The 13,299-nt window shown below is 31.3% G+C and carries 7 protein-coding genes and 2 pseudogenes; all 9 read right to left on the bottom strand.

The features are described 5' to 3' along the window. Positions 1 to 209 precede the first annotated feature (209 nt). The 9 genes and pseudogenes from DJ93_RS11740 to DJ93_RS11780 all read right to left on the bottom strand — a co-directional run bounded on the left by DJ93_RS11740 (position 210) and on the right by DJ93_RS11780 (position 13,286). A complete protein-coding gene (locus DJ93_RS11740) occupies positions 210 to 869 on the bottom strand; it encodes a CpsD/CapB family tyrosine-protein kinase (RefSeq protein ID WP_052109560.1) in 660 nt (219 codons plus the stop codon). Continuing rightward, positions 859 to 1,557 carry a YveK family protein gene (locus tag DJ93_RS11745; protein ID WP_042980999.1) on the bottom strand — a complete coding sequence of 233 codons (699 nt, stop codon included), beginning with the start codon at positions 1,555 to 1,557 and terminating at the stop codon, positions 859 to 861. Before DJ93_RS11745 ends, DJ93_RS11740 begins: the two co-directional genes overlap by 11 nt. Positions 1,558 to 2,116: 559 nt before the next feature. Then, a complete protein-coding gene (gene galU, locus DJ93_RS11750; protein WP_042981000.1) occupies positions 2,117 to 2,998 on the bottom strand; it encodes a UTP--glucose-1-phosphate uridylyltransferase GalU in 882 nt (293 codons plus the stop codon). A 204-nt stretch (positions 2,999 to 3,202) separates the two neighbouring features. Further along, entirely contained in the window at positions 3,203 to 4,444 is a 1,242-nt protein-coding gene (locus tag DJ93_RS11755) for a glycosyltransferase family 4 protein (RefSeq protein WP_241484282.1), read from the bottom strand. Then, the gene (locus DJ93_RS11760) at positions 4,434 to 7,673 is read right to left on the bottom strand and encodes a CDP-glycerol glycerophosphotransferase family protein (protein WP_080743445.1); all 3,240 of its coding nucleotides are present in this window, start codon (positions 7,671 to 7,673) and stop codon (positions 4,434 to 4,436) included. The genes DJ93_RS11755 and DJ93_RS11760 overlap by 11 nt, the downstream gene beginning before the upstream one ends. Before the next feature lie 221 nt (positions 7,674 to 7,894). After that, positions 7,895 to 9,487 (bottom strand): CDP-glycerol glycerophosphotransferase family protein, encoded by a 1,593-nt coding sequence (locus DJ93_RS11765; RefSeq protein ID WP_042981003.1) that lies wholly within the window; start codon positions 9,485 to 9,487, stop codon positions 7,895 to 7,897. Between the two features lie 146 nt (positions 9,488 to 9,633). After that, a pseudogene (tagH, locus tag DJ93_RS11770) lies at positions 9,634 to 11,267 on the bottom strand (teichoic acids export ABC transporter ATP-binding subunit TagH). A gap of 15 nt (positions 11,268 to 11,282) precedes the next feature. Continuing rightward, complete coding sequence (locus tag DJ93_RS11775; protein WP_042981004.1) at positions 11,283 to 12,086, bottom strand: ABC transporter permease; 804 nt, start codon at positions 12,084 to 12,086, stop codon at positions 11,283 to 11,285. 1 nt (position 12,087) lies between these two features. Then, positions 12,088 to 13,286 (bottom strand): annotated as a pseudogene (locus tag DJ93_RS11780) (CDP-glycerol glycerophosphotransferase family protein). Positions 13,287 to 13,299: the final 13 nt, after the last annotated feature.

Consider the following 13,299-nt stretch of genomic DNA (forward strand, 5'->3'; position numbering starts at 1 on the left):
TGACGACTAACGTCTAAGGTTCTTCAACCCACAGTATGACCGAGTGTCTCCATTGATAGCGGTAAGGAGACATCACCGTATCCTATAATTTTTTATAGGTGTTCTTTCATTCTCTACCATAAAATATATGAAAAGCTTCTTATCCTTACGTCACATGTTAAGAAAGCGTTTTATTGTCACTTTATGTATAATTAATTCCAATAAATCTCTTATACCTTTTTATTTAGAATAGCCCCTACAAGCTTTCCTTTTGTTAAACCTAACGCCCTATTTGCTTCAACTGCTGCTTCACTAGCAGTTTGATAGCAACTTAACACCAACAATACCCCATCACATTGACTAGCTAGTATATTTGTATCTATAACCTCGAGAAGGGGCGGTGAATCAAATAAAATAATGTCATACTGCTCTATTGCTTTGCTAATTAAATTTTGCATAGATGGTAAACTAAGCATCTCAGCTGGATTATTAATTTCGGGACCACTTGTCAATATATGTACATTTTTGATTTCTGTCTGCATTACCATTTTTTCTAATGCCGCTTTTCCCTCCAAAACATTTGTTAATCCAGATTTATTTTCCATTCCAAAAATCTCATGTAGTTCCGGAGTTCGTAAATCCGCATCAACAACTAAGACTTTTTCATCTTGCTGAGCCATAGAAACCGCCAAATTTGCCACAGTAGTGGTTTTACCTTCTCCATATCCAGGGGAAGTAATAATTATAGTTCTTGTTTTGTCAGTTCCAATTGCAAATTGAAGGTTAGTACGAATTGTTCGATAATCCTCAGCCATCTTCGATTTCGGAGCTATATGAGCAATTAAATGACTATTATCAAGGATACGGCTTTGTTTTTTATTATGAATCAAATGTTTTCCCCTCCACTATTACACTTTCTCTCTTACTTGTTTTATCTACTATATTATTTTTCTTCATTTGAGAAACACTTCCTAAAACGGGAACCGGTAATAATTTTTCAATGCTACGTTCCGATTTAATTGTTTCATCAAGAGAATCCAATATAAAGACTACTCCGACACTCAATATAAGACCGGCAGCCAAGGCCATCCCAATTGCTTTTGCATGATTCAAGTTTATCGGTAAGGGATGCTCTTGTACTTTTGCTTCTGTTAAGATGCGGACATTCGAAAAATTCAGGATAGCATTGGCCTCTTCTTTATAAACACTTGCTGTAGCATTGGCAATTTTGACTGCCTCCGCTGGATTAGTATCCACAGCTGTAATAACAAAAACCTGTGACTCTTCAATCTTTCCAACACTAACCTGTCCATTCAATGCATCTGCTGATTTTTGCGAATTTAATTGCTGGGCCACTTTCTCTAAAACAATAGGTTCCTTTATCATCACTTTAAGTGTAGCTATAGCATCAGCATTAGCTGGAATGAGGATTCTTGCAGAAGACGCATATAAAGGCGTTTTCATGAAAATGCTATATATACCACCAATACATGCCGCTAATGTCGTAATTACTGCAATAATCCAAAATTTTCTTTTTATAACATTAAATAAATTTTTTAAGTTTATTTCCTTTTCCATGTTTCCCCTCCATTACTGTCTATTTAACTAATAAAAAAGCTAATCGCTGGTAAATCAAATCGTATAACCTAAGTTAATTTTGATTATATCGAACATAATTTACTAAATCATAAGCAAAATAAATTTTCTGAGTATATATTTCATTCAGAAAATATACACCTTGTTTCTTTAATCTTAATATACTCATTTAATATTCATTTTAGTTCTTGATAATGAACCCGTCAATATAAATTTATACATCAAATCCAACGATTATCTTAGTATATTAAATTCAATTATCCTTATATAAATTCAAAAATAACTTCATAAATAATTATTTCAAATGAATTAATTTCTTCATACATTAATATATTATAAACAATTATTTAAAACTGAATTAAACAATATCCTACAAGTTTGACGACTGAAAAAAAGAAATATTATTAAAAAGCTAATTCCAAAAACAGATTCGCCTTAACTGTTTATCCAACATATTGATTCTGATCCATAAAAATTTTAGCATCCTTTTCTACAAAAAAAGACTTCATTTCTAATGAAGTCTTTTTTGTATCGTTAAAGCTTAGTTACAAACCATTTCGCTTCCCACTAACTTTTTCATATAATCTAATAGCTCTTTTTTTAACTCTTCGTGTTGCAGTGCCATTTCAATTGTTGTTTGAATAAACCCTAGTTTTTCTCCGACATCATAGCGTTTTCCTTCGAAATCATATGCAAATACACGTTGAATTTCATTTAAACGCTGAATCGCATCTGTTAACTGAATTTCTCCGCCTGCCCCTGTTTGTTGATCTTCTAAGAACATAAAGATTTCTGGAGTTAACACGTAACGCCCCATAATCGCTAAGTTAGATGGTGCTGTTCCTTTAGCAGGTTTTTCAACAAATTTACTCACTTGATAACTGCGATCCTTTTGCTCTAGCGGATCAATAATACCATAGCGATGCGTTTCATTCTCTGGAACAGTTTGAACACCAATTACTGATGATTGTGTATTCTCATATTGATTCATTAATTGGCGTAAGCACGGCGTATCCGCTTGAACAATATCATCACCAAGTAGTACCGCAAATGGCTCATTTCCAATAAATTTACGAGCACACCAAACAGCATGTCCTAAACCTTTAGGCTCTTTTTGGCGAATATAATGAATATTGATCTTTGAAGATTCTTGTACTTTTTCAAGAGTTTCATACTTTCCTTTTGATAGTAAGTTTTGTTCTAATTCAAAGGAATGATCGAAATGATCTTCAATTGCACGTTTTCCTTTTCCTGTTACGATAATAATATCTTCAATTCCAGACGCAATTGCCTCTTCCACGATATATTGAATTGTTGGTTTATCAACAATTGGTAACATTTCTTTTGGCATTGCTTTTGTTGCTGGTAGGAAGCGAGTCCCTAATCCAGCTGCTGGAATAATAGCTTTTCTTACTTTTTTCAATGATATTCCTCCTAGTAATCTAAAACATATTTATATAAACTATAAAATTTAACCACTATAAAAAGAATTAAATAATTTAATTACACTACTATGTAAAAATAAATTATCTATCCGCTGTTTTAATTTTATGATTTTTGCCTACTCATATTTCCCACATTATTATTCTATAACTAAAGATATTACTAATACAAAATCAATGAAATATTATATCGATATCTCTGACAATACCTTCTTATTCTGTTTTAACTTTCTTTGTACTTGTTCTTCTAAAATATTTTCCCACTTATCACCAACAACATTAAAAGTATATCTTTCAACATTTTTTTTAGCCTTGCGACCATATTCTTTTCTTAATTCTTCAGATTCCATTAAAGTCATTAATGAATTAGCAAGTTCATCAATATTTCCTTCTTCTACAAGTAATCCATCTTCTTTATTTTTAATTATTTCGACAGGCCCTGTACAAGCAAAACTTACACAAGGAACTCCTACTGACATGGCCTCAATTATAACCATTCCAAAAGGTTCGTATCTGGAGCTTAAAACATAAATTGATGAATTAAGCATCTCACCAATAATATCATTCGTTTTTGGCATTAAAAAAATATTATTATAGGCTTTATAATCAAAAATCTGTTGTCGAAGAAGTTGTTCATCTTCTCCCGAACCAAATATTTTCAGCTTCCAATCCGGATATTTCTCTATAACTTTAGAAAACGCAGGGACTAAAAGGTCAAAACCTTTCTGAGGTACATATCTGCCCGCAGCAATCACTACTTTTTTATCTAGTGCAGCTATTTCTTCAGGAATCGCTGTAGCATTTTCTACTTTATATAACATTACCCCAGTTCCCTTTAATAGTGATTGATAGTCGCTAATTTCTGAATCTGTTAAACATGTTAACGCATCTAATTTCCCATAATATTTTTCAATTTTATTTTGTAAACACTTTTCATGACCACCGAAATACTTATGTTCTTGACCAATCTTAATTACATTATTACTTACAAATCTAGCTGCTAAGATATTAAATGATGGTATTGTTGTAATTAAGATACCTTCATTAATTTTTCTTAGAGCCGCAATAATCTTAAAATCGACAAAGAGATTAAACATATGATATAAATCTTCGCTTTTATCTATGAAATAACTAGGCATTTTCAATAAGACCTTTTTTATTACTTTCTGGTAAAGAGGTGTGTTTCTCCCAAATAATTTTCCTCTTCTAGCATCAAAGATAGGATTAAGCTTTACTTTTTTATTAATATCAAACATCGGTTTTGCACTCGTTCTTCTAACACTGACAATCTCCACATCATAATTTTGAGAGGCAAAATAGTTAGCAGTATTCACAACTGTTCTTACAGTTCCCCCCATTCCATAAATATTATATACAAGAAAGGTAATTTTCATCCCTATATACCTCACTATTTCTTTATTTTTCATTTGATATTTTCTTGATTTCTTTATAAATTCGTTCAAAGTTCTTTTTATCATGACGTGCATAATATTTTTTAGACTTAATGAGGTACTTAGGTTTATATTTAAAATCTTTTTGAACATACTCATTAATATATTTTATTACTTCATCTTTTGTATATGCTATATCTCCAACTAACTCCCTGCTCAAATCTACATAAGATCCTCTATGTTTCAAATAATCATTGACATCAAAATGATAGAAAATCGATGGTTTTTTCAAGTAATTAAAATCAAACACAACACTTGAATAATCTGTAACCATTAAGGAACTATTTTGCATCAACTCTTTTACGCTTTCTTCGCCTAATTTAACAATTTGTATTCTCTTATTTAAAGATGAAAATTCATCTTTATATTTTTTTTGTATTTCGATATGTGGAAAGAATTTTAATACTAAATCATTTTCCTCTAATAGATTATGTAACCTCTTATCTTTTAATAATTGACTATAATGCACATAAAAATCTGATACTAAAAATTCTTCTTTTGAATCAATAATCCAATCTCTCCATGTAGGCATAAGAAGAATCTCTCGAGTTTTTCGACTTTTACTTTTATCTACTAAAGAATCAAATCTAGCTAATCCGGTAACCATCACTTGATCTCTTTTAAAATTCATTTCGTTTATCATAATATTTTGTTCAGCTGTAGAGGAAACAACAAATTTTTTAATCATTCCATTATAAGACTTTCTATTAAACTGCAATTTTTTCATTGCAATAATACCATGTTGTAGGTAAATTACTTTCTTTGGATTACTTCCCATCTTAGGATGGACAATGCTTGGAATAACATCCCTAATGCCATGACTTACGATAAGATATTCACTTAAATGATATAGAACAAGGTGTTTAAAACTATCATACCAAAGAACCTTTTCTTTATACGGTTCTAGGTTGGCCATATTTTTGTTATTGGTTGTACTCACATAATAGTAATTTTCTGAGGTTTTATTCTTAACACAAGACTCAAAAAAAGCAAATCCATTATCTTGCGCAACTTCCCCCAAATTTTCCCCAATAAGCCATACTGGTTTCTTTCTAAATTTACTCCATACTTTAGCAACTCCTCTGGCCATTAAGAATTTTATTTTTTCTTTTTTTCTTTCATGTGCCTTTAAGCTTCTTATTTCAAGTGACATTATCTTATCCTTTTTATTAAAGAACGTAGAACAATATAAACCACTTTCCATTTTTATCGCATTTGCTTTAAAAGTAGAGTTTTTATTGATAATATTTATATCCTCACAAAGTACCATTGTTTCCACATTATTATTATTAACATTCGCAGCAAAGTACACATCCCATTTCCCTGCATCATGAAGCTCATTTACTTTCATAAATGATGAATTAATATAAAATAGATACTCATTAAGATTATTTAATTTACCTTTCTGTGTTACAGTTTGACCAGTTTTCTTTTCCTTAAAAACTAACCTTGCATCTTGCAATTCAAGCTGTTTTTCTACTGTTGAATAAATTTTGAGTTTTATATTATCCTTATTTACATCCATTTCAGTACAATAGGATTGTAAAGAATTCTGTACAGACACTGATAATTCATTTTGATTTGTATAATAGGGCTGAATTTGTATCGGATACCCATTAACATTCCGGTTTAATGAAGGATAAATAATTGCCTTTTCTTTATTCTTTATATCATCTAAATTAGATATGAATTTAAACACAATGTTATTTCCATTACCCTCAATATAAATCATAAACTGTAAGTTTACTTCACCAATTGTTTCAATATCAAATGAATCCCAATCATATGAGCTATTAAAATAATAGCCTCCGTCTCCTTCTGAAAATTCATTTATACAATTGATTTTTAAATCCATAGATTCCTCATGAAGATACACATCTTTTAAAACATAGTTAACATCCGGAATGCTTACAAAGCCTTTTACGATTAGCTTACTCGCTTCATAATCAACTCTAATAACATCACAGTATACTCCTTCATCTCTAACCAATACTGCTAAATTATTATCTAAAGTAACATACGGTCGAATTCTTTTTATAGTACCGGATCGGGTATAAATTGTTTTAGGTATAACTACAAAGTCCATTTTAGATTCTAGGGTAGAATCTAGATTTAATGGAGCTCTATCTTTAACCCCGCTCACTTTAAAACTTAAGAACACATCCCAAATTCCCTTTTCTTCAAAGAAATCACCTTCTTCAAACGCTATTGTCTTTGTAAAATAATGGTTTATTATCCTAATAGGATGTGATTGGTGTCTTTTCGTATCTCGATGGACAAACAATAACTCTATCATCTGATTTTCCGCATCCACCATACAATTAAATTGCACGAATCCTTCGATAGTGAGCTTGTTTTGTCCTAAATTTACAGTTTTAATTTTAGTAGAAACCATTCTCTCTTCATTTTTTTCAATTTTAAGAATTAATTCCTGTTTATTATTACGAGAAAACACGTGATAATACAATTGATCATTATAACGAAAATAATTTCCGACTACTTTTCTTTCTTGTTTATTTTCAACCTTTATTAATACAGACTTGCCATTAAGCTCCCCTTCGCAATACAATTCCCAGTTACCTTCATATAAAGGATTTCCCTTTAAATTCAGCGTTACTTGATATTCATTTGTACTGTCATTCACTTTTAAATCTGTTAAGTTTTTCACTTCTTTTGTAAGGCCATTTTTCAAAAAGAACTTTTTTAAACAAACCTCTCTACGCTTAGACTTCGGGGAGAAATCCCCCATTATTACAAAATCTTTTTCTTCATTTTCAAAAATTTCATTTGCAGAGACAACAATACCTACAGAGTCTTTTCTACTAAATTCAACAAACTGTTCAACTGAATTAATCGCATTCACTTGAAAAATTGTGTTATCAGGACATATAAAGAACTCCTTCTCCAAATTGTTATATACATGAAGAACAACAATGTCTTTATCTAGTTGTAAATAAACTTTTAATTTTCCATTATTCGTTATTTCGGAAAGTCCTGAAATTGGTAGAACACATATAATTCTATCTTTATGGATTTTCATACTAGATAGTGATAACTGTTTTTTAGAATTTCCTTTATGAATAAATAATCCCTTTACTCTCTCATAAATATCTTGCATATTTCCATCTGTTTGTATAGAGATTTCAAGTTCGATGCTTTTATTTTGCGTAGTTTTCATTTCTTCCAATAACACTTTTACTTTCAATTCAATCTCACCTTTCATCTGTTAACAGTTAAATCCACTATCCGACTACTTTGTGTCCATTCCTCTATTTACAATTTATGTTTTATAACTTATATAAAAAATTATCCTAACTACTATCATTAGTAAGAGGGGTATTACTATATTCGAATAAAGAAAACACAGTATACTCATTTATATAATTAACAATATAACGAAACAATTCTAACTAAAAAAGGGCGGATTTAGTTTTTCAGTTGATATCTCTTTGCAAGGATCTCCTGGACAATTCTCTTGGAATTATTTTGATCGATATATGAGAATAAATGATTTCTAAGCAATTTATACCTTTCTTTCTCCTTAAATCCATTGTGCATATAGAAAGTTAAGAGTTGAACTAGTTCATCCACATGCACACATCTATCTCCAAATAATTCATGTTCTACATTTAAATAACCATTCATTATATGATCGAACTGAAAGAAAATAATTGGCTTTTTTAAATAATACATATCCCACGAAACACTAGAATAATCTGTTATAAGCAGTGAAGATTCCATTATCAACTCATTAATTTTTATATCTTTGTATTTTACAAATTGTACATTTGAAGTATTACACTGAAAATAACGAATAGAACTATGAATTCTTGGATGCATACAAAATTTTAAAATAACGTTATGTTTCTCTAGTTGTTCAACAAGGGTTGTATCATTTAGCAGCCTTTCATATTGCCTATAAAATTGGCTATCTAAAAACCCTTCCTCTGATACCTCATCTAGCCACTCTCGCCATGTCGGTAGCAATAGAATTTGTTTTTGCTTCCCACTCTTATCTTGCAGATAATCCCACCTTGCTAATCCACTCACAATGATTTCATCTTCTGTATAATTAAAAAATTGTTTTACAATTTCTTTTTCATATTCCGAAGATACACAAAATAAATTCGTTCCATTCGGACTACCTTTTTTAAAAATTGAATCCACCTTTTTCAAACCTAGCACACCGTGTTGTAGAAAAACGTGCTTTTTAGCATGAATAACTTTCTTTAACGTTCCCCTGTTTTCTTTCCATATATAACAATGTGCCTTTGACTCAGAAGATATCATAAGTATACTAGCAAGGAGATAAATCATATGCTTGATGCTCATAAAGTCGATAACTTTATCCTCATATTGATCAAGCATCTTATAGTCATTAGACTTTTTGTTAATCACATAATATAGATTGGGAATTTGCTTATGATCATAGCAATACTTAAAGAAATAATAAGAATTATCTTGTGCGGTATGGCTAAATTTCTCATATACTAATACAATGCCTTTTCGATCCCAATGCCATTTAAATGTATAATATATGATTAATGCCAGCTTTTCTTTCAAAGCATATTTTAACTGATCATAGGTTCCCTTCCTTCGATAATGTAAGCTGAGTCCACCTTTAACAGTCACATATGGATATACTACATATCCATCTTCACTATGGTCACGCTGTAATCGATTGTTTAGCTTTCTATTAACAATATAGCTGGGATGTTTAATTCGATAACTTTTAAGTTCATCGGATTTCAAATGTACATAAAAATCCCAAAAAAACGGGCCTAGCTCAAGTTGACCCAGCTCTATTTCAAAGATAACCTTTTTTTCAAATTCATTTACGCTACTTTCCTGATACGGGAGTTGATAAACTTTATCTTCGTTCCTTTTTTTTAAAGTTATAGCCTCGACCGTACATTTATCTCTACATTTTACTCTAATAGCAAACTGCCATTTTCCTTTTTTCTTCTTAAATGACGTTATTCGTATTTTAGAAATTAACTTTCCGGAGGATTTGACCATTCGCTTCACTCTTTCTTTAGCATTTCAATGAATTAAATCCACATAGTTAAATATATGATTTTCAAGAAATTTGTATGTTATAACTCAACTATGAGCGATATACGAAGGTTTTAATCCCACCGTAATCATGTAAACACTTCATCAATTTAATTAGTATGTAAAAATATAGATATTTGATCAACAGTTATACCATCTGCGGATGAAAATTTAAAATCATATTTATCAGAGCGGTATATAAATGATACTTCGTCTTCACTTACTAACTGCGCTTGACCTAACTTCTCTAACATCGCCACCTTAGGGATAGACATATTCTGTATTGTAACCTGTTTTACAGTGAACTGATGATTATATAGAACATTGATATTTTCATAACTATTTAATGTACCCTCTAATAGTTCTTCGGTGTTTTTTGGCTTCCCTATCACACCTTGTACATCTTGTTGATTTTTTCCTAATAAGGATATACCACTTTCAAAGTTTTGATTTGAGCCCGATAGCCCCTTTAACTTGTTGGAGATAACCTCATACTGTAAAGCTGAGCTAAAAGGAATCGTACTTGACACACCCTCACTAATCCATCCTTCTGTTCCATCTTCATATACAATTTCCAACCAGTTTATATCGTTTTTTTCATCTTTTTGCTGTGTCTTTACCACAAACGGTGTACCAAATTCCATCATAGCTACTTGTTTACCATTTAAATTTGGCATACTTCTGATCTTTGCCTTTGCCATTTTCACATATCGAATATCTAAATCCGCCAATGGATTTTTTTCTTTTCATTAGACACTTGTTTCTTTTTACTTTCAACTTCCGCCTGGGGAGGCTGGACAAACAAATCCTTTTTCAAATAAGCAGTACTTCCAACTCCGATACATAAGACCAATCCTGCCAATGGAATCATATATTTTTTCTTTTTCTTCCGTTTCCTTGGATTTAATCCAGTATGTGCAATATCTAAAGCCTTAGCGTCCTCCTGCTTCATTTCCTGACCGGCTTGTTTTCTCTGTGCTTCTTCTTTAAATTTTTGTTGCTCCTCTTTACTCATAGCACGGTATTCTTTTAAAAACTGTTCGTATTTAGGCATTACGTCTTGCATAAGCCCATAATCCTTAATTTCACCATATTCAATCCATAACGCTTTTGTACAAAATTGCTTTACTTGTCCTAATGAATGACTCACAAAAAAGATCGTTTTCCCTTGTTCTTTAAATTCATTCATTCGTTTTAAACACTTATCTGTAAATGTTTGGTCACCTACAGACAAGGCTTCATCAATAACTAAAACATCTGGATTAATATTCACAGAAATTGCAAAGCCAAGGCGAGATTTCATACCACTAGAATATTTTTTTACAGGCATATCAATAAACTTACCAATATCGGCAAACTCGATAATTTCTGGTGTTAATGTTTGAATCTCATCCTTACTTAGCCCCATCATCAAACATTTCAATTCAATATTTTCTCGGCCTGTTAATTGGTTATTAAGTCCGACAGCTATAGCAATAAGTGATATTTTACCCTTTATATCAATAGTTCCTACCGTAGGTGGTGTAATGCCAGCAATTAAATTAGACATTGTTGATTTACCAGAGCCATTTACGCCAATAATACCAATTACATCACCTTTTTGGGCTTCAAAACTTAAATTTCTTAACGCGTAAAAATCTTCACCAAACCCGCCCGGATATATAATATCCTTTAACTTATCAGAACTTTTACTATGCATTTTATATTTTTTTGTTACATTATGAAACTTCACTGAATAGTTCATTTTTTACAATCCTCATTATAGATAGTCTACAAAATGTTTTCTAAATTTCACATGTACTGCTGTACCAATCAATAGCATAAAGAACACAATTCCCCAGAAATACAGTGTATACATTATATCTTCATAAAACCAACCCGTTCCTAAAAAAGCATTTCGATAGCCTTGGACTATGTAGCATAATGGATTCAGCTGCATAATCTTTTGTAAAGCAAGCGGTAACTTCTCAGGGGTCCATAAAATGGGAGTTAGATAGAGTAGCATCCGCATTAAAGATTGCACTATCATTTGTACATCACGTACAATCGTAGATAAAGTAGAAGTAATTAAAGAAAACGCAAAAACAAGCATAACTGTGGCAAACATATAATAGATCAATTGAATATAATAGATTGAAATCCCTTGACCCGATACTAAAAATATAAAGGTAACAATGCCTATTAATACTAGATGTTGATAAAAGTTAGACATAATTACATAACTAGGAATAACACTCATTGGGAAACTCATCCTTGAGATCATATTTAACCTTGTATAAATAGATTTAGAAGCTTGCATAGTTGCAGGATTAATAAAGAACCATACCGATATACCAGAAATCAACCAATATATAAATGGAACACCATTTACCCCTGAACCACCTCTTATTGCAGTTCCAAAAACAAACCAATAAATGCCCATTTGGATTAGGGGGTTTAACATTTCCCAAACGATGCCTAGATAGTTATCTTTATTTGTACTTTTAACTTGATAAATAGATAGGCGTTTAATTAAATAGAGACTATTTATCTGTTCTTTTAATACCATAATCATTGCATTCATTTTATTGTGCCTCTCCAAAAAACACTTTCTCTACTACACGTTTAGATGCAAGACCATCTTCCAAATAACAGTAGTTGTTATAGAAAGTATCATATTTTTTTTCAAATTCGCCCAATCCATCCCTTGTGAACTTCATAATCTCTTCCAATACACCTTCAGTTGTTGAAACAACTGGTCCAGGAGCTTCCTTTTCTAAATCAAAATAAAAGCCTCTTAGCTTATCACGATATAAATCCATATCATACGTATAAAAAATAATAGGTCTTTTCAAATTTGCATAATCAAAAAAGACAGAAGAATAATCTGTAATTAGCACATCTGATAATACGTACAATTCATTAATATCTACATGATGGGAAAAGTCATAAACAAACCCTTTATATGCTGCTAAATCAAACTGTTCTGCTACTAAATAATGCATCCTTAACACAATGATATAATCAGAACTCAATTTTTGTTGTAAAAGGGTTAAATCCAGTTGTAAGTCTAATTTATAACGCCCTTTACTATAAAATTGATCATCTCTCCACGTTGGAGCATATAAAATGATTTTTTTATCTACAGGTAAACCGTTTTTTTCTTCAGCTCTTCAATCTTCTTACAATTATTGTTTACATATAAAAAGTCATTTCTAGGATATCCAACTTCAACTACATCTTTTTTAAATTGAAATGCGCTTCGGAAAATCTTTGTTGAATACGCATTCGGTGACAATAAATAATCCCAATTTTGCGCTTCTCTCTTAAAGTTTTCCTTATATTTTTCTGTAGTTGTGCCTGGCATATGAACTTCTTTCATATCCATAGCTAATTTTTTTAGTGGTGTACCGTGCCAAGTTTGTACATAAGTAGTATGCTTAGGCTTTGGAAGCCACAATGGCATCCGACTATTTGTAACCCAATATTGCGCACGTGCCATTAAAATAAACCAGCGGATTGAAAAGCGCTTAACATATGGAATATTCGCCTCTTTAAACTGTTCTATATAGTTTTTATTCACACTCCACACCATTTGGAATCCTAAATGCTGCTGCTCCATATACTCGTATATCGCACGTGGATTACAACTATACTGTTTGCCAGAAAAACTTTCAAAAACAACTAATTTCTTTTGAGCAGGTAAGTGACTGCATAGTACAAATATCGTTTTACAAGCAACCTTTACTATTCGATGATTTTTTATTTTTTTGATTACACTCATATTATTCATGCAC

Source organism: Bacillus clarus, assembly GCF_000746925.1.
In the GTDB taxonomy this organism is placed as follows: Bacteria; Bacillota; Bacilli; order Bacillales; family Bacillaceae_G; genus Bacillus_A; species Bacillus_A clarus.

What these genes read in the sequence shown, in the direction of transcription:
- DJ93_RS11755 (WP_241484282.1), bottom strand. Translation starts at nt 4,444, where the DNA reads ATGAAAAATAAAGAAATAGTGAGGTATATAGGGATGAAAATTACCTTT.
- DJ93_RS11775 (WP_042981004.1), bottom strand. Translation starts at nt 12,086, where the DNA reads ATGAATGCAATGATTATGGTATTAAAAGAACAGATAAATAGTCTCTAT.
- DJ93_RS11765 (WP_042981003.1), bottom strand. Translation starts at nt 9,487, where the DNA reads ATGGTCAAATCCTCCGGAAAGTTAATTTCTAAAATACGAATAACGTCA.
- DJ93_RS11745 (WP_042980999.1), bottom strand. Translation starts at nt 1,557, where the DNA reads ATGGAAAAGGAAATAAACTTAAAAAATTTATTTAATGTTATAAAAAGA.